Raw genomic sequence first — 18,781 nt, forward strand, 5'->3', positions numbered from 1 at the left:
TGCTCTCGCTCCTGTTATTTTTTCCAAAGCCCGCCTACCAGGATCGTCATATCATCAGAGGCCCTGCTCTGCTGGTACGACAGTACCTGCTCCAGCAGCTTCCTCGCCATATCCCTGGCATTGCTTGTCTTTATCTGCAGTATCAGCTCTTTCATCATATCCTGGGAATTCCTGCCCGGCAGGGCATCCAGGACACCGTCTGATATCATGATTATAAAATCCCCGGAATTCAGCTTTTTCTTTGTGCACTCGTAATCAATATTCTGGAGCATTCCCAGGGGAAGGCTTGTAGAAGTCACTGACTCCACCCAGTCCTGTCTTTTTACAAAGGTTGTGGAGGCCCCTACCTTCAGAAGTTCACACTCCCCGCTGTAAAGATCCACTGTACAAAGGTCCACTGTTGAAAATATCTGTCCGCTGTTCTGCATCATCATGGCTGAGTGGATCATCTTCACAGCCGTCTCCTTGCAGAATCCTGCATCCAGAAACTGTTCCAGCAGCTCAATCACAAGTTCGCTCTCCTGACATGCCCCAAATCCTGAGCCCATGCCGTCCGCCAGGCTCATCACAGCCTGTCCGTTTTCTTTAGACAGGAATGCGAAATTATCCCCCGAGACAAGCTCCCCATCCTTTGTGACCCTGGCTACGCCGTTTAACAGACAATACTCAGGCTCTGTCACAAACATCAGGGTAGCATACTCCTTATTGACGATCATCCTGCTGTCTTTTCCAGGAACGATAGGCCTGCCGCAGGCTTCAGACAAAACCTCTGCGACCTCCTTTGTGGGGACGCATCTTCCCTTTTTCGTCCTGGCATTCATAAATATCTCCGGGCGCTCCGGGTCATTTTCTGATATCCATACCTCTTTTACAAAGACGCCCCTGAACTTTAATTTCAAACGCAGCTCCTGAAGCACTGATCTTTCCAGCTGCTCCACATCATAGATCGTATCAGCCACATGCTGCAGCGTCAGTCCTGTCTCATAGAGCTGTTCCCCCACTGCCGCCCTGTTTTCCAAAAGCCTGTTGCTCCAGGTGAGGTTGATCTTAGCCTGTCTGAAGGCCATGTCCAGCTCATTTAAAAATTCCCGGGGGGTCACACAGAATTCACCGAAGGCTTCCTGTCTCCCTGTATTTAACTCTTCCCCTTCTTCCTCGATACTGTTTAACAGGCTGTAGATACGCCTGTACGTCTTATAGTAGTTTTCCTGCCAGCACAATGCGCACTGCGGGCAATTCTGGCATACCTTCCCTTTCACCATCCTGAACATGTCCTCAATATCCTGCTGCGAAAGACACTCCTTTTTTTCAGGCATCCTTCTGAAAGTCTCAGACAATTTAAAAAAGGACTGCGAGTATTTCAGCATCTGCTCCCTTCCCGGCTCCTTAGCCACCGCAGCTGCCGCATCCTCCCTGGCACTCTCCCCCAATACCAGCTTCAGCACGTCCCATGCTATCCAAAGAACGCTGACGATCAAAACAGCGATGATAAATTCCCCCATCAATTTCCTACCTCCCTGACAGTTTTGCTAATTGCTTATTATAGCCTGCCCGGATGGAAATGTCTGTCAAACCAGCGCCCTAAAATGAAAAAGTTTTTGACAAAAACTGCGCTTGTTTCAGCGAAACAGTCAAAGACCTGCTGTATGAATATCCACCCGGCCCACTGCCCGGGGGAATAACTAAAAAGGATGCTGCACACTGCAACATCCTTTCTGTCTGACATAGCGGAAGGGAGATTTGAACTCTCGACACCACGGGTATGAACCGTGTGCTCTAGCCAACTGAGCTATTCCGCCACACAGTTCTACATTATAATAGGCTTTTCGCCTTTTGTCAAGGTCTAATCTTCCGATTTGAATAATATTTCATCTTTATATACCAGTCCCAGCTTGTCCTTTGCCACTTCTTCAGCATACTCATCCGTTTTCATGTAGTCTTTCATAGCTGCAATGTCATCGGATCTTTGTTTCTCATCCTCGATCTGCTGTCTCAGTGATTCCTCCTGCGCTGCATAATCCGCATTTTTTTCCTTCAGGGAGTTGCTCTGTACCGACAAAGATACAAGCAGCACCGCCACGATCGCAGAAATACAGAGCATCCCCTTCTTGTTGCCTCTTTTTCTCCGTTTTTTCTTTCTAGCCATTATTACCCTTCCTTAATTAACATTATCCCCTATTAATGTCTACGTAAGGCCATTTTAAACCGTTTTGTCCAATTTTTCAATGTTTTCGGCAAAATTTCCCGGGTTTTTTTGAATAAAAATGAAAACGGAAGGAAAATCACGTGAAAAACCCGCTTAAAAAGTCGAAAAATGGCGGTTAATGCGGTTGACAGCCCTTTCACCAGGTATTTACTGATACTCTGATTGTACAGCAGCATACCCAGCAAAACTGCAGCCAGGCTGAATCCTCTTAAGCTTCCGCTGTTCTTCGTAAAAATCATGTAAAAGATCAAAATGCCGGCCGCACACCAGTAAAGCAGGTCCTCAATGCCCACCAGTACGGCTCCTCTTGGAAACACCCTGCGCAGCACGCGCAGAAGATCATATACAAATAAAATAAGGACCCCGGTGGAAGCAGATATCAGAAATAGCAGGATTTCTCCATGTATGACCTCGCTCATATGCTATTTAAACAGACGGCCGATAAGGGATTCACCCTGGCGCCGCCCGCCCCTTCCATCCGAATAAGTGAGGCTGTCGATATTCCCGTCCAGGTCCACCTCTCCCTTTTCGAGATTCAGACGGCTGACATGCAGCTCCGTACCCTTTACCATCAGCATGCCCTGCTCTGTTTCCAGCACGACTTCATTGACATCAAAAGAGAGCACATCAGCCACCCCGCTGATCGTGCCATTTCTTCTTCCGGTAATGGTCACTTTATGTGCTCCCTGCGTTTGTTTTTCTTCCATTAGGACATCCCCAAGATTGTTCTCTCTTTAATATATTATGGGATGGCTCTCTTTATGATAAATCATTTCCTGCAAAAGCCCGGATATACAACCCGTTTTTACAAATATCGGAACAATTCCTTTGCTTCTTCCTTTTTCACTGTCTCCTGTACATCCAGCACCTCTACCCTGACGGACTTGTTGCCGAACTGGATCTCAATGACATCCCCTTCCTTTACCGAAGCGCTGGCTTTTGCCACCTTGTCATTAACCAGCACACGTCCGCCGTCACATGCCTCATTTGCCACAGTGCGGCGCTTGATCAGTCTTGATACTTTCAAAAATTTGTCCAGTCTCATGTCTTTTCCCTCCCATAGGCAAAAGTGTGTTTTTCAGTCGCTATCCACACTTTTCCAACTGTTTTTTCCTGAAAACAAGTCAGGGGATGCTGTATATGCAGCACCCCCCGCTAAAGTCTTATTCCTGCGAATCAAAATTATTCGTTGATAGAATCTTTCAGAGCTTTTCCGGCTTTGAACTTCGGAGCCTTGGAAGCAGCGATAGTCATAGTTTCACCTGTCTGAGGATTTCTTCCTTCCCTTGCAGCTCTTTCAGATACTTCAAAAGTGCCAAATCCAACTAACTGGATTTTTTCACCTTTCTTTAATTCTTCAGCAACTACTTCCTCAAAAGCTTTGAGAGCCTTTTCTGCATCCTTTTTAGATAACTCTGTCTTCTCGGCAATAGCTGCCACTAATTCTGTTTTGTTCATGGAATAATTCCTCCTCTGATTTCTCTCTTTGTTCGTTATATGAAACAAAATTCTGTTTTTATAGGAACCACACCTGCTTAAATCCAATGGTGCCGCGTTCTCTACGTTTATTTATAAGCTTTTACCTATCATTTGTCAAGGAATTTTATTGACTATTAAGATAAAATTCATAAATCACTTTCCAGATACTGGAAGACCTCTATTTTAGCCGCTTTTTCGGCATCTTTCAAGGTTTTTTCATGCTCTTTGCTCCTGCCGGACTTCTCTTTTTTCTTGATCTCATCCCACCTGGCCAGCAGTGCAGAATCACTTCCCGGGGCCTGTCCGGCGAACACATGCGGGTGGCGGCGTATCATTTTTTCACACAGCCCGCTTATGACGTCTTCCACATTAAAAAGCCCTTCCTCTTCCGCTATCTGGCTCTGAAGCAGGACCTGAAGCAGCACATCTCCCAGTTCCTCACAGAGGTTTGTCCCATCGCCGGTCTCTTTATAGATATTGATCCCCGCCACTGCCTCCACCATCTCATTTATCATGCACGGCTTAAGGCTCTCATGGGTCTGTTTCTTATCCCACGGACAGCCGTTCTCGCCGCGGAGCGCGGCTATTACGGACCGGAGTTCTTCAAAATTGTATTTCTTGTCCATCTTAGAGCATCCCGTTGATCATTTCCAGGATTTTCTCTCCCATGGCCGCTGACTTAGCGTCAGCATCCTCCAGAGAAGTTCCTTTTATTCCATAATAGAATTTAACCTTCGGCTCTGTGCCTGACGGGCGCACGCATACCCACGCGTCATCCTCCAGATCATAATAGAGCACATTGGAACCCGGCAGCCCGGTGCTTGTCACTTCGCCCGTTGCCATGTCCCTGATAGTATCTTTCTTGTAATCTCTTGCTTTAAGCACCTTGTAGTCCCCGATGCTCTCCGGGGCATTATTCCTCAGAGTCTCCAGGATCTCCTGGATCTTCTGAAGCCCCTCGATGCCTTTAAGGGTGATAGACTGTATGCTGTCTTTGTAATATCCATATTTTTCATACATATCGATCATGACATCCCAGAGCGTCTTACCCTGTGTCTTATAATAAGCTGCCGCTTCACAGAGGGCCATGGTCGCCACGATGGCATCCTTATCCCTGGCATGCGTACCTATCAGGCAGCCGTAGCTCTCCTCAAATCCAAAGAGGTATGTGCCCTTTCCTGATGTCTCGAAATTCAGGATCTGCTGTCCGATGAACTTAAATCCTGTCAGGACCTCAATACATTTTACACCGTAGTATCTGGCGATCGCAGAAGCCATATTGCTGGAAACGATGGTGGTGATGAGCGCACCGTCCTCAGGAAGTCCGCCGTGCGCCTTCTTCTGTCCCAGCTCATAATCCGCCAGGAGGCAGCCTGACATATTGCCTGTGAGAGTGATGTACTCCCCGCTCTTTGTGTCCTTTACATAGACTCCAAGCCTGTCTGCATCAGGGTCTGTGGCAAGCACAAGGTCTGCATCCACTTCCCTGGCCAGCTTCAGGCCCAGTTCAAATGCTTCCGCAGCCTCTGGGTTCGGATAGCTGACTGTGGGGAATTCCCCGTCAGGAAGCTCCTGCTCTTTTACAACATATACATTCTCGAAACCGATCTCTTTAAGTACACGTCTGGCAGGTATATTTCCTGTGCCATGGAGAGGTGAATACACGATCTTCATATCCTTCTGCACTTCTTTGATAGCATCCCAGTTAATGACCTGGCTCTTCAGCTCTTCAATATATGCATCGTCTATTGCCTGTCCTATGACTTCATAAAGTCCGGCAGCCTCCGCCTCTTTCTTATCCATAGTCTTCACTGTGTCAAAATCTGTCACATTCTTAACCTCTGCCATGATCCCTGTGTCATGAGGAGGCGTGATCTGCGCACCGTCCTCCCAGTATACCTTGTATCCATTATACTCAGGCGGATTGTGGCTGGCCGTGATATTGATGCCCGCTATACAGCCTAATCTGCGGACTGCATATGACAGCTCCGGGGTGGGCCTCAGGGATTCAAATACATAAGCCTTTATGCCGTTGGCAGCCAGGCAGAGTGCAGCTTCGTCTGCAAATTCCGGAGACATCCTCCTGGAGTCATAAGCGATGGCAACTCCTCTGCTCTGTGCATTCACGGCAGCTATGTAATTGGCAAGTCCCTGTGTGGCTTTGCGGACTGTATAGACATTCATCCTGTTTGTCCCCGCTCCGATAATGCCGCGGAGTCCTGCTGTACCGAATTCAAGTTCCGTATAAAAGCGTTCCTTTATCTCATTCTCATCATCTGCGATTGACTTCAGCTCTGCTTTAGTAGCCTCATCAAAGTATGGGTTAGAAAGCCACTCATCATAAATTTTCTTGTAGTCCATCGAATTACCTCCCTGTGTAATTTTTATATTAGTTGTATTATATAATAAATTTTCGCAAAAAGGAATACTTACTCCAGCATTTTTAGAAATAGATTGCGCCTTTCCTGCTGATGTACCAAAACTTCCAGTTTTTCGACATTTTTTCCCGGAATCCAGGCCTTGTTCCTGCCATAATAGTGGTTTGCCAGCTTCCAGAATTTTTCCGGATATGACAGGCGCAGGCGCAGGTTCTCCCACTCGGATGCGCTTAAAGGCCTCACCTGCTCATATGCATTTAATATGGAGCGCCCCAGCTCCATGGACCAGTTCTGCTTCTCCAGTATCTTTCTCAAGAACTGATAGAGATCACTGACCTGGACGTCATAACGGCACTTGATAAAGTTTGTGGTAGCTATCCCGTCCCGGCAGAACAGTACCTGATGCTGGTTATAATCCCCATGGCAGAGCAGGCCGTCCTCTATGCTCCTTTTCTGGAGCTCCTCCTGATTCTGGCTGCCCAGCTGTTCTGTAGCTGACAGAGCCTGTTCGAAAAACATGGTGAAATAATTCAGATACCCTGTCTCAAAAGGATTCTTCTGATGCCTGCCGCGTATAAATGTGCGCACCTTCTTTAATTCCCTGTTCTTCCTTACAAAATCCTCTTCCAGGGAGACTGCCTCATATTTTCCTGCATCCTCCGGTCCCGGCGCCATCCTCATTACCTGATGGAGCCTGGCCAGATTGCGCACGGCCTCCAGGATCTCCCCTTCATTTTTTGTATCGCACTCTCTGCCGGCATACCAGTCCTTTACCACATAGCGGTTTTCCTCCCAGTCTTTGCAGTAAAGCTCGCCCTCTTTATTCGGCATTACTACATCTACCTTAGTAAATCCCTCTTCCCGCAGATGGTACAAAACACGGTTCACAAAAGCCAGCCTGTTTGAAGAGCCTGCGAAGTCTGTGAATAGTTTCAGCCCCTTATCTGTTTCGCAGATATAGGAGCCTCTTCCCCTTCTCGTACCTTGCACCTGCAGGTCATACTGTTCCAATAATTTTAATCCCTTATCATTCAACTCCATTCCCCCCACTCGACTACTCCCTCTATCTTATGCACAGGGCAGATGAAATATGAAGCTCCCGGACATGTTAATACCCCGCAGCCTGGCTTACGGGGTATTATACTGGCGGCGCAGCTTTCTGGCTGCATCCAGAAGATATTCTTTTGTATTGTGCTCCGGCTCACTTAGTACGTCATCCAGCAGGCCCTGCAAGACTTGTCCCAGTTCTCTGCCCGGGGCCATTCCATCCCCGATCAGGTCTTTTCCGGTGATCTTCAGGTCCTTTAAGGAAAGGCAGTCACTGTCTCTTAATATGTCCTGATAAATTTCCTTCAGTTTTAAGAGGGCTTCCAGTTTTTCCTCTCTCTTATATGTGCTCTGGGCCCTGATATCCGCTTCCTGGACAAGCAGCAGGGATAAAAACAGCTCATTTCCCACCTTATGGACAAGCCTTCTTACATTTGCCGGTTTGAGGACAGGATGAGTGTCATGGTACTTGACAAGCCTGCATACCTTGCCTATGGTATCATTGTCAAACCTGAGCCTTCTCATAACCCTTCCTGCTATCTCCTCACTTACGTCGGGATGGCCATAGAACCTGTCTCTCCCCTCTTCATCTGAAGAATGTACGAGGGGCTTTCCCATGTCATGGAAAAGCATGGTCAGGCGCAGCACCTTGTCAGGCTTTACAAGCTCCATGGCCTTTAAGGTATGGCCCCCCACATTAAAACAGTGATGGGGGGTATTCTGTTCCTGTTTCATAATGGCGTCAAATTCCGGGAGTATAACTGCTGTTATCCCCAGCTCCCAGGCATCCTTCAGATACTGGGGATTATCAGAGAGCAGAAGTTTTACAAGCTCCGCCTGTATCCTCTCTGCGCTGATATGCTTCAGGTTTCCGGCAAGGGAAGAGACTGCCTGCCTTGTAGATTCCGCGATAGTGCAGCCCAGCTGGGCCGAAAAGCGCACGGCGCGCAGAATTCGCAGCGCATCTTCACTGAACCGCTCCATGGCGTCTCCCACGCACCTTATTATCTTATCCTTTAAGTCCTGCCTGCCGCCAAATATATCTACGATCCCGCACCTGTCATTATAGGCCATGGCATTGATGGTAAAATCTCTTCTTTTCAGATCTTCTAAAAGGCTGGCAGTAAATTCCACTTCCCTGGGATGGCGCCCGTCCTCATACTCTCCGTCTACCCGGTAAGTAGTGACTTCATACCCCATCTTATCCATAAGGACTGTCACTGTGCCATGCTGGATACCAGTATCCACCGTCCTCGCAAACAGAGCCTTGACCTCACCGGGCTTTGCCGAGGTGGTGATATCCCAGTCCCCCGGTATACGGCCGATAAGACTGTCGCGCACACAGCCTCCCACGGCATAGGCTTCATAGCCTGCCTCCTCCAGTTTCCCGATGATTGCCTGCACATGCTCCGGCAGATCAATCTTTAGTCCGACCTCCACACTATCTCCTCCTTTTATGCAAGGATAAAATAAGCCAGCACGACAGCCCCGAGTACGATCCTGTACCATCCAAAGACTTTGAAATCGTGCCTGCGTATATAGTTCATCAAAAATTTAATAACAAGGATTGAAACCACAAATGCCACAGCCATTCCCACAATAAGCAATATCAGCTCACTTCCTGAAAATGCAAAGCCGAATTTCACCAGCTTTAAAAGACTGGCTCCGGCCATTACAGGCACTGCAAGGAAAAATGTAAATTCCGCGGCTGTCGTCCTGGACATCCCGATCAGTATCCCTCCAAGGATCGTAGCCCCGGATCTGGATGTACCCGGGAAAACAGCGGCTATCAGCTGAAACAGGCCAATCAGCACAGCAGTCTTCCATGTGATCTCAGCAATTGAATTGATCCTGGGGGACACACCCTTGTTCCTGTTTTCTATAATGATAAACAGCACGCCAAAAACTATAAGCGCCGCCGCCACGGACTGGTAATTATAGAAAAGTTCATTGATCTTGTCATCAAAAGCCAGACCTACCACTGCGGCCGGTATACATGCCGCCAAGATCTTGAACCACATGGTGAAGGTATCCTTTTTGATAAAGTACTTTTCCTTTGTGCTAAACGGCCACAGCTGGTTCCAGAACAGTACAACAACAGCCATGATCGCTCCCAGCTGTATCACTACCAGAAACATATCCAGGAATTCCTTTGGGACATCCATTTTTATGAATTCATCCAGCAGGATCATGTGTCCTGTACTGCTGATGGGCAGCCACTCCGTAATTCCTTCCACAATCCCAAAAAGGACTGCCTTTAGCATCTCTAAAAAATCCATTCTTCTACTCCTATCTCTGTCTCATATTTCCCCTTCCCCCGCCTGCACGGCACTGTTTTCCTGTTCTTTTACAGGCATGACAGGGCATCCGGATGGGTATACTCTATGTTAATATATCCTGCCGTATTACACAAGGAAAAAATACTGAATTTTTTTTAAAAAGTCTTGACATTTTATCTGCTAAAAGCTATAATCAGAAATGTATCAAGGATGTATTGGATGTAAAGTAATTCACTAGTTATTAGAGATTATATTTAACACCTATATAATCTGTAGTAGCTGGTGAATTTTTTATTTTCAACCAACTAATTTATTTAATGGAGGTACCGGAAATGAATAAGGGTACAGTAAAATGGTTCAACGCAGAAAAAGGTTATGGATTCATCACTGGAGAAGACGGAGCTGACGTATTCGTACACTTCTCAGCAATCCAGGGAGACGGCTTCAAGACTCTCGATGAAGGACAGGCAGTTACTTATGATTTACAGGAAGGCAACCGCGGAATGCAGGCTGCTAACGTAAACAAAGCATAAGTTAATATAGCTTTAGACCGTGCGCAACTAAGAAAACAGATCCTTTCCGGAGATACCTTATCTCCCTGAATGGATCTGTTTTTAATTTATCCTATATAATATCTGCCCCGGCCTGTTTCATCATTTCTTTCAGCCTGCTTATGTAGTACAGGTAGTTCTCATAAGATGCGGACGGCGCCACCTGGTGGTCAGCTCCCGGAAGGTAGCCTCCCTGGCGGATCACCGGCAGGATTCTGGCAAATTCTCTGTCTATAGCCTCTTTTCCTTTATCTATCTCCAGCTTATTAAATGCCCCGATGAATTTTACCCTTGGGAACTTTTCCCGCACCTTTACAATATCCATTCCCGCATTCACGTCCATGGGCAGGAAGCCGTCCACTCCGGCCTTCAGAAAATTCGGGATCAGAGCCTCAAAATCACCATCTGTGTCAATAAAGACATTCTTAACCCCATTTTCCCTGAGCAGAGGGATCAGCTCCTTATAATAAGCCCCCACAAACTCGTCAAACAAAGCAGGCGAGATCATAGGGCCTGTGGAACCGCTCAGATCCTCCTCAAACAGAATGACCTCAGGCTGCAGGATCCTGGCGATCTTCCCCAGATATTCCTTATAAATATCCAGAATAAATCTGTTAATATCGTGCATCAGCTCCGGCATGTCATAGAAAGCATAGAGATGCTCTTCTGCGCCGAACAACTCTCTCGGTGTCCAGAAAAAGCCTGAAGCCCGGAACCTGACAGAGAATTTGCCCTTTTCGTGGTCTTCCCTGTATTTTCCATATACTTTTTCCATGTTTTCATCCGTACACCAGATGCGCATCTCCTCCAACGCCCGGGCCTTCAGGCTTTCCCAGTCCTCCTCACAAGTCACCACAGGGCGCACATGCTCTACCAGCTTTCTCTTCTTGTGATGCCTTCTCTGCCACCCATCTGTATCCAGGCTGAGGATATAGTCATCTGTCTCCTCAATCACTTTTTCCTCAAAAGATTTAAAGGGGATCCGAAAGGACATTCTCTTCACTCCGTCATAGCCCAGATACTGCTCATACTCGTACACAGGGTCCGCCATATAATCATTATAATAATCCTGATATCTCTCTCCTTCTGCACGGTAAAGCTTCCTGCTGGCAAAACGATCCGGCAGTCCCTCTAAAACCCAGCGGTCCACCGACAGGTCCCAGGGAAAAAACGTCTCCGCAACAGCCCCTTCCCCATTCATATTCTTAAACCCCAGTGTGCCCAGCAGCCTTTCTGAATCATTCATACTATTTGCCTCCTCCGCAGTATTTTTATATGTAATAAACAATACCAGAAAAAGGACATTTAATCTTGTACCGCCGGATATCATATGTGTAAAATACAAACATACTAAACCACAGGCCGTGCCGGTAAAAGAAAGAGGTAAATTTCAGAAGATTATGATATTATTCACTAAAACCTGTGTTATAATATACACAGAAAATCATCAGAACATACCGTGATCTGACAGCCTCCATGGGTAAAAAAAGATCACTCAGTATAAAAACAGTCACTGGTCACCAAGTGAACAGCAGCTAAAAATGAGGTGAGATATTGGCACAAAATAAATTGATCACAAATAAGGAAGTATTTAAGAACGGATGGAACAGCCTCTATACAGAGTCCTTTCATTATCCGGCCGCTTATGAGATATCAGAACACTCCCATGAATTCATGGAGATCGGTGTCACACTGGACGGGACAGCCCGCCACACATCCGGCAGTTCTTCCCGCCTGCTGTCTCCCGGCTCTGTCTATCTCATCGCACCCATGCAGTCCCATAGCCTGCAGGCTTCTTCCAGGTGGCATGTACAGAATATCTATCTGCTCCCCAAGGCACTGGCACGCCATTTTCCGCCGGATCTGAAGCAGTTTCTGACACTGGCAGGCTCACCGCTCATGGAAAATAAAATGTTCTGCCAGCTTACCGGGCAGAACCTGAAGGCAGCGGGCAGCCTGCTGGAATCCTATTCAGGATACTCACCCACTGCTTCTTCGTCCATGGACGCATTCCAGTATCACTGCATGATCGCACTGCTCTATATCATCTGTGATACTTTTAAGAGCGCCAATCCTTCTATATCATTTCAGGCGGACGACCGTGTGCTCACCATCGTCCGCCTGATCGAGAGGCATCTCTCCCTGCCTTCCTCTGAGCTGACCTCCCTCATCTCCTCCGGACTCTCACTCCACCCCCAGAGCCTGAACCGGCTGATCAAGAGAGATCTGGGGATCTCCCTCAACCAGTTCATTCTGGAAAGCAAACTGGAGAACAGCTGCGGCATGCTGCTTGAGGGTGTGCCAATCACTAATGTGGCAATGGCCCTGGGTTTCTATGACCATTCCCACTATAATAAGTACTTTCTGAAATATTTCGGGATCACACCATCAGAGTACAGGAAAAAATACCGCTTATCCACAGATTCGATCCACCCATAGGAACAGCTCCTCCAGGTCATAGTCTCCTGCATGGCCATATCCCCAGGGAAGGGCAAAATCCACATCACATCCCTGTTCCCTCAGCTTTGCGGCCAGGATCACCGGTACTGCAAGGGAGGTATCCCTGTCCACCGCCCCATGCCGGATCCTCCAGAACTGCGCTGTCCTGGCCTTCTCATTATCTATGTAATTCATGGGGTTCATCATTTTTATAATGAGACTCTCAGCCAGCGTATTTTCACGTACATCTTTCATCGCAGAATATTCTGAAAAATGCCTGTATTGAATTTTCTCATTGCCAAACAGTTCATTTTCAGGTGTGTTCATTTCCATAGAATCAAAAGCCAGTGCAGCCTTCATCCTTCCTGCATAAGCTGTATACCTGTCAAAATCAATGTCACAGGGCACTCCCTCCTTCCAGGAGATCCAGGAATATTCCTCTCCTGTAAGGTCTTCCCCATTTTCAGCTGCTTTCCGTGCTGAAGCGGTGACAAATGATTTCACATATTCTTTAAAACTGCCATCTCCGTTCTCATCCAGTGAAAGCCGTCTGCCATCCCCGCCCTTTAATTCCAGTCCGTTCAAATATCCCGGAAATAACTTTCTCACCTCCCGGGAGTCTTCTATCTGCTCTTCCGTCATCATGCCATCATAAGCCCTGCGCTCAGGACCCTCGTCTGTCATCTGAAAAATCATCCGGTGGAAATCATGCTGGTTGTGGTACATCCACTCATACGCCATATCTGCGTGATCCAGATTTGTGATGGGACAATAGCAGGACGCCGCAAAGATATCGTCCCTCTCATCTGCTGCTCCCAATGCCTTCAGATAAGGCTCATAATCAGCGCTGTTTCCCGTGGCTCCCATAAGGGCTGACAGGGCTCCACCTGCGCTTGTGCCATTCGTAATGATCTTCTCCATATCTCCCGGCAGGTCCTCTGATATGTGGCGCAGATATCTTACCGCCGCCTTCAGGTCCACTATACACGCCGGGGCATTGCCTGTATAACTGCCCTTCCCGTCAGTCAGCCCTCTGCCGCGTGCTCCTGGAGCTGCCACCACATATCCCCTCGCCAGTGCTTCAAACACCGCATTTAATTTATTCGTGTGCCGGTTCACTCCTGGCTCTTCAGGAAGCCCCGGCATATAGCCGCCCACTGTATTGGGCATAAATACAGGTGCTGACGCGGCTGTGTACATCCCCACAGCCTGTCCATGATAATATGCCTCCGGCACATAGATATTCATGGTCTGATATTTCTCATCTGCTGGAGCAGCCACGTAGCACAGATTCCTGTATGCCCTGAACCGGATCGTCATTCCCTGCCCGGTCATTGTTTCCTTTTGAAAATTATTCTTGTCAAAACTTGTCATACTGTACCTCCGACTTTTTATTTCCATGCTTATATGGTGAGTTTAAATATTCACATAACCGTTCTATACTTTCCCAGTTGAAAATATTCTAGCATGCCGGAAGAAGCCGGGGCAATTCGTTTTCTGGTTGGATATATTCTTTTCGGGAATATATCCAACCAGCAGCCTCTGAATTTACCTGTATTCTGTCTCTTTATAATTCTTCCCCTATATCTCTTCCATATATAAAATTATAAAGCGTCCGGTAAAGCTTCGGCGGATCGATAGGCTTAGCCAGATGCATATTCATTCCTGCCGCCTTGCTCTTATCGGCATCCTCGTCAAAGGCATCTGCTGTCATGGCAATGATCGGGATGGTCTTGGCATCCTTGTTGGACAGGTGGCGTATGTTCATGGATGCCTGCAGACCGTCCATGATAGGCATACGTATATCCATAAGGATGGCATCATAGTAACCTTCTTCTGTCTTTGAGAACATTTCCATGGCCCGGAGCCCATTTTCAGCTGTTTCCACCTGAAATCCCACATCTTCCAATATCATCTGTGCAATCTCTGCGTTGAGCGGCTGGTCTTCCACAAGAAGGAGTCGTCTTCCCCTGAAATCATACTCTTCCACAGGGATCTCTTCCTTCTCTTCCTCCTTCTGGTCAAGAGCCTTTGAAAAGGCTGAGATCAGGCTGGATTTAAACATGGGCTTGCTCATAAGCATGTTGACTCCCACTGCCTTTGCCTCCTGCTCAATAGCAGACCAGTCGTAGGCTGTCATAATAATGATGGTCACATCAGGTCCCACGATTTCCCGTATGCGCCTGCTCGTCTCTATTCCGTCCATCTCAGGCATTTTCCAGTCAATGAGGATCATGTCATAATACTGGCAGTTCTTCCATTTCTCCTGTACTCTGTTCACAGCCCTCCTGCCGCTGTCTACCCACTCAGCCGTGATTCCTATTTCTTTCAGCGTAAGGACAGCGCTTTCGCAGACAGTGATATCATCATCAACCACAAGTGTCTTCAGATGGGAGAAGTTATGGACGTGCTGCTTTTTGCTCCGCTGCTTTTCCTCCTCCGTGATGCCCAGCTTGACATCCACTGTGAATTCTGTCCCCAGGTCCTTGATGGACCTCACCTGGATCCTTCCATCCATCAGGTCCACTATGTTTTTGGATATGGCAAGTCCCAGCCCGGTTCCTCCATACCCCGAGGTGATCCCCATTGACTCCTGCTCAAAAGGCTCGAACAAATGTGGAATGAATTCCTCACTCATGCCTATTCCTGTATCATTGATCACGAAACGGAGAGTTGCATCATTTTTAGTCTTTTTTCTCTGGCTGACTGCAAATGTCACCTTACCCCCGCTGCTGGTAAATTTCACCGCATTTCCAAGGATATTTACAAGAACCTGCTGCAGTTTCATGGCATCCCCGATATAATAGTCGTCCACCACCGGATCCACGATACATTCATATTCCACATCCTTTGCGGCAGCCTGAGTATGGCAGATCGTATTGACTCCTGTGATAAACTCTGCGAAAGGAATCTTTTCTTTCTTCAGAAGCATCTTCCCTGATTCTATCCGGCTCATATCCAGGATATCATTGATCAGGGAGAGAAGGAATCTGGAGGATATACCGATCTTGCTGATACAGTCAGACACCTGGTCATCATTTCCGATGGATCTGGCCGCAATGGCTGTCATACCAATAATGGCATTCATGGGAGTCCGGATCTCATGGCTCATTCTTGAAAGGAAATCTGATTTAGCAGCATTCGCCTGCTTAGCCGCAGTAAGGGCGGCTGAGAGCACCTCCTTCTGGTGCTGCTCCTGGCGGTGTGCTTCCGTAATATCACTCCTGTAGCATAAGACCTTCATATGATGCTTATCAAACCAGTTAAATCCCCACAGCTTATGCCTGAGTTCCTCCCCGCCCTGCTCCTGAATATCACTTGAAATAGAATAGGAACCGTTTTTGTCCAGCTTATCCGTAATATTTTTTATGGTAAAGAGAGGCAGATATTCTTCTCTCTCCTCCGGCAGGATCTCTTTAATAAGCGCTTCTTCCGCAACATCCTCATACTGCCGCCCATCAACACAGCTTAAAAATGCGCCTGATTTATCAATTGTCTTCTCTATTTTGCCTGTGATCGTATTAAACAATATCAGATATTCGAAGTTCGTATCTACCACGCGGTCCACTATAATTTCCGCTGTCTTCTTGTCCTCGATATTATATGTATACATAAAGCTCATAAGATCACCGGTCTCAGGGTTCTGATAGATCCTGACTGTGGTGCTGGCCCAGAAAAGAGTTCCGTCAGCAGCCTTCCTCTGATAATCCACTGTATAATAATTTTCGCCGCGGGCGTAAGACTCAGCAATATTTTCAGGCTTCAGTATGCGGCGGAGCTCTTCCCGCTTCTCTCTCTCCACAGCTGCATCCGCAAGGTGTTCTGCCGCTTCCTCATAGCCGGCTCCCGGAACAGTTACAGCTGCATTAATATCACTTAAATATGAAGTAACAATTCCTTTTGTAATATTACACTGTGCCTTGTTGATCAGGCTGGGTTCTTCCAGACCGGCTGAATACTCCAGCTCCTGCTTAAATTTCTGCTCCAGCATCACGTGCTCATGGATATCGATAGAGGAACCTATTGCTTTTACCGGAGTTCCCCCCATAGACCTCATGACAGTGTAGGACACTCTGTTCCATCTGTAATTATCGTTGACTTTAAGCCTTATATTAAATGAGACATTGCTCGTTCCCTTTTTTAGCTCCACTGATTTTTCCCAGGCTGTCTTTACATCATCCGGATGCAGTATCCCGGTCTTTCTTAAATCCTCTGCCGTACAGCAGGATACTGTTCTGGAGACCTGCAAATCCCTGGCATCATTATCATTAAAGGTTATCGTGCCATTCTGCATATCCAGAGTCCATACACGCACTCCTGTGAGTCTGGCCGCCACAGTAAACTGCTCTTCTAACTCCTTGTACCTGTCTATCCGTTCAGCCGTGGCAAATGCACGGACAGCATGTCCCTCCTCATCAAAACTGTTCGTATAATGTGCCAGCAGCCAGCAGTAGTCCTCCCCCGGCATCTTCACCCGGTACTCCAGCATGGCATCTTTTTCTCCCCCCTGCAGCTTCCTGTGCAGCAGCCGGAAGGACTCCCTGTCAGAGGGATGCAGGATATCAAGTTTTATAAATGATTCCGGAAAATCTTCCATTATATGCGGCACATGATAACTCTGCTGAGAAAATTCACTCATATATGCCACGCCGCTTTTAATATCATACTCCCAGAACTGGATCCCTGCATGACGGACAGCTGTTGCCAGTCTTTCCTCCCCCAGTTTCAGCTCCTCCCGTGCTTTCTTCTGGTCTGTGATATCACTTAAGTATTCTATCACAACGTCTTTGTTCATCCATCGTGATTCTTTCTTTGTCATAGTTATTGTCTTGTCAAGCCGGGGGATGTATATTTCTTCAGGCTTCATTATATTAGTATGCAGTATGCAGTTTTCACAGGGGTGTTCCAGCTTTTCAAATACTTCATAACATTTTTTCCCCATATAATCACCCACAGGGCGTCCCTTGATGGCAAATACAGCCTCATTTGCAAGACACAGTTCAAATGTCCCGGCGTCAATCACACAAATGCCGATATCTGCCCCGTCCAGGATATTATTCTGCAGTTCAAACTGTTTTGACATGGAGGTAAATATACAGCGTATCAGTGGTTCACCGTCCTCATCCCCCATCTTCTGAAAAATGCCCGTGACCCACACGTAATTCCCGTCTCTGTGTCCTGCACGGAATGTCTCCTCAGCACCTTCCTGTCCCTGCTCCACCCTTCCAAGAACTGCGGACAGCTTATCTTGGTCCAGGGGATGCACTAATGACATCGGGTCCTCCAAGACTATTGTTTTCAGCTCTTCTCTTGTATATCCTGTGATGCTGCCCATGCCTGCTGATAAATAGAGAGGGATATACTTTTGTCCGGATATCCTGCATATCATCGTGCCGCCGTTCATGGCCTTGATCAGGCTTTCACTCTGCTGTTTTTCAAAAAGCTGTTCAGAAATATCTGTACACACAGATAAGATAGCAGTCCGCCCATCTTCGGCCGTAATCACCCTGCCGATGTCATGTACATAGATATAGCTGCCGTTTTTCTTCCTCATGCGGTATTCCACAGTATATTCGTCATTCTCCGCCAGCTGGCTGCTGACAGAAGCATCCACCTGACTCCTGTCGTCAGGATGCATACAGTTGGATATATATCCGCCGATATCCTGTACAAATTCTTCTTCTGATCCATATCCAAGATGTTCCAGCATTCTGTCATTAATATAATAAAAGGGAAATTTATCCTCCAGATATCCTCCCATCAGCCCCCCTGCTATACTGGATGATAAAAGCTCGTGGCGGGCATCGTCGATCTGCCTCCTGACAAGTGTAAGCGGATAGTGTTCTCCCGGCTCCTGCTGGGACGCGGGTACGGCAAAATGTATATGGCATATCGTCCATCCGTCTTCCCATGCAGTCATTGTCATGGTACTGTGGACATGCCATCTGTAATCGCTGTTTCTCATATCAAACTCAAGTATGGCTATACCAGTGTCCTGTTTAATAAGGTTCGCCTGACCATCTGTAAAATTAATTTCGAAAGGAGTACTGATCTCATCTATATCCTGCCGTATATATTCGCAGACCTCTTCTCTCCCAAAGGCTTTCTCGTCCTCACCAGTCCCCACAAACGAAACATCCTCTGAGAGGAACCGGACTGCCTGCTCTATATCAAGCTTTTCGAACCATGCCCGGCAGAATGACTCTGCAGTATTCAGAAGCTTTCTTTTTTTATCCATCCTTTTTCCTTTCCCGGCCTGCACAGATCACACTCCGGCCTCCTTCCTGGACGGTCTCTTTGACCGGCAGGTACATATTAATACAATTGTAACTGTTCAGCACCTTCACAGTTATATACAATTATACTACATAATTCCATCTCTTTCATCAGGCATTAGCAAAT

The 18,781-nt window shown here is 47.2% G+C and carries 16 protein-coding genes and 1 tRNA gene; 2 read left to right on the forward strand and 15 right to left on the reverse strand.

Translation table 11 applies throughout. The annotated features are described in order from the left end of the window. Window positions 1-14: 14 nt before the first annotated feature. The 12 genes from NSB28_RS12020 to NSB28_RS12075 all read right to left on the reverse strand — a co-directional run bounded on the left by NSB28_RS12020 (window position 15) and on the right by NSB28_RS12075 (window position 9,389). A complete protein-coding gene (locus NSB28_RS12020) occupies window positions 15-1,502 on the reverse strand; it encodes a SpoIIE family protein phosphatase (RefSeq protein WP_109626727.1) in 1,488 nt (495 codons plus the stop codon). A 223-nt stretch (window positions 1,503-1,725) separates the two neighbouring features. Continuing rightward, window positions 1,726-1,799: transfer RNA gene (locus NSB28_RS12025), tRNA-Met, on the reverse strand. A gap of 44 nt (window positions 1,800-1,843) precedes the next feature. Further along, window positions 1,844-2,146, reverse strand: coding sequence for an FtsB family cell division protein (locus NSB28_RS12030; RefSeq protein ID WP_243134818.1), 303 nt, complete (start codon window positions 2,144-2,146; stop codon window positions 1,844-1,846). A gap of 32 nt (window positions 2,147-2,178) precedes the next feature. Continuing rightward, window positions 2,179-2,625 carry a spore cortex biosynthesis protein YabQ gene (gene yabQ, locus NSB28_RS12035; RefSeq protein ID WP_109626730.1) on the reverse strand — a complete coding sequence of 149 codons (447 nt, stop codon included), beginning with the start codon at window positions 2,623-2,625 and terminating at the stop codon, window positions 2,179-2,181. A 3-nt stretch (window positions 2,626-2,628) separates the two neighbouring features. Further along, window positions 2,629-2,913, reverse strand: a complete 285-nt coding sequence (yabP, locus tag NSB28_RS12040; protein WP_109626732.1) for a sporulation protein YabP — start codon at window positions 2,911-2,913, stop codon at window positions 2,629-2,631. A 98-nt stretch (window positions 2,914-3,011) separates the two neighbouring features. Further along, on the reverse strand, window positions 3,012-3,251 hold the full coding sequence (locus NSB28_RS12045; protein WP_109626739.1) for an RNA-binding S4 domain-containing protein: 240 nt from the start codon (window positions 3,249-3,251) through the stop codon (window positions 3,012-3,014). A gap of 137 nt (window positions 3,252-3,388) precedes the next feature. Continuing rightward, window positions 3,389-3,664: an HU family DNA-binding protein gene (locus NSB28_RS12050; RefSeq protein ID WP_109626741.1), complete on the reverse strand. Its 276-nt coding sequence runs from the start codon at window positions 3,662-3,664 to the stop codon at window positions 3,389-3,391. A 167-nt stretch (window positions 3,665-3,831) separates the two neighbouring features. Then, window positions 3,832-4,311, reverse strand: coding sequence for a MazG nucleotide pyrophosphohydrolase domain-containing protein (locus NSB28_RS12055; protein WP_109626743.1), 480 nt, complete (start codon window positions 4,309-4,311; stop codon window positions 3,832-3,834). Between the two features lies 1 nt (window position 4,312). After that, on the reverse strand, window positions 4,313-6,046 hold the full coding sequence (locus NSB28_RS12060; RefSeq protein WP_109626745.1) for a phospho-sugar mutase: 1,734 nt from the start codon (window positions 6,044-6,046) through the stop codon (window positions 4,313-4,315). Between the two features lie 68 nt (window positions 6,047-6,114). Beyond that, window positions 6,115-7,098: a CotS family spore coat protein gene (locus NSB28_RS12065; protein ID WP_187374241.1), complete on the reverse strand. Its 984-nt coding sequence runs from the start codon at window positions 7,096-7,098 to the stop codon at window positions 6,115-6,117. Between the two features lie 93 nt (window positions 7,099-7,191). Continuing rightward, a complete protein-coding gene (locus tag NSB28_RS12070) occupies window positions 7,192-8,550 on the reverse strand; it encodes a CCA tRNA nucleotidyltransferase (RefSeq protein WP_257497692.1) in 1,359 nt (452 codons plus the stop codon). Between the two features lie 14 nt (window positions 8,551-8,564). Next, complete coding sequence (locus tag NSB28_RS12075) at window positions 8,565-9,389, reverse strand: undecaprenyl-diphosphate phosphatase (protein ID WP_109626751.1); 825 nt, start codon at window positions 9,387-9,389, stop codon at window positions 8,565-8,567. Window positions 9,390-9,721: 332 nt separating this feature from the next. Between NSB28_RS12075 and NSB28_RS12080 the strand changes: the two genes are divergently transcribed. Beyond that, a complete protein-coding gene (locus NSB28_RS12080; protein ID WP_109626754.1) occupies window positions 9,722-9,922 on the forward strand; it encodes a cold-shock protein in 201 nt (66 codons plus the stop codon). A gap of 91 nt (window positions 9,923-10,013) precedes the next feature. Here the strand turns inward: NSB28_RS12080 and NSB28_RS12085 are convergent, their stop codons facing one another. Next, window positions 10,014-11,186: a uroporphyrinogen decarboxylase family protein gene (locus NSB28_RS12085; protein ID WP_109626756.1), complete on the reverse strand. Its 1,173-nt coding sequence runs from the start codon at window positions 11,184-11,186 to the stop codon at window positions 10,014-10,016. Window positions 11,187-11,494: 308 nt separating this feature from the next. Here NSB28_RS12085 and NSB28_RS12090 point away from each other — a divergent pair, with 308 nt between their 5' ends. Further along, window positions 11,495-12,379, forward strand: a complete 885-nt coding sequence (locus tag NSB28_RS12090; protein ID WP_109626758.1) for an AraC family transcriptional regulator — start codon at window positions 11,495-11,497, stop codon at window positions 12,377-12,379. Here the strand turns inward: NSB28_RS12090 and NSB28_RS12095 are convergent. Together NSB28_RS12095 and NSB28_RS12100 are read right to left on the reverse strand one after the other, a co-directional pair. Continuing rightward, on the reverse strand, window positions 12,353-13,753 hold the full coding sequence (locus NSB28_RS12095; RefSeq protein WP_109626760.1) for a subtype B tannase: 1,401 nt from the start codon (window positions 13,751-13,753) through the stop codon (window positions 12,353-12,355). The genes NSB28_RS12090 and NSB28_RS12095 overlap by 27 nt on opposite strands. Window positions 13,754-13,946: 193 nt before the next feature. Further along, complete coding sequence (locus tag NSB28_RS12100; RefSeq protein ID WP_257497693.1) at window positions 13,947-18,617, reverse strand: PAS domain-containing protein; 4,671 nt, start codon at window positions 18,615-18,617, stop codon at window positions 13,947-13,949. Between the last annotated feature and the right edge of the window lie 164 nt (window positions 18,618-18,781).

Source organism: Murimonas intestini (assembly GCF_024622195.1).
Lineage (GTDB): Bacteria > Bacillota > Clostridia > Lachnospirales > Lachnospiraceae > Murimonas > Murimonas intestini.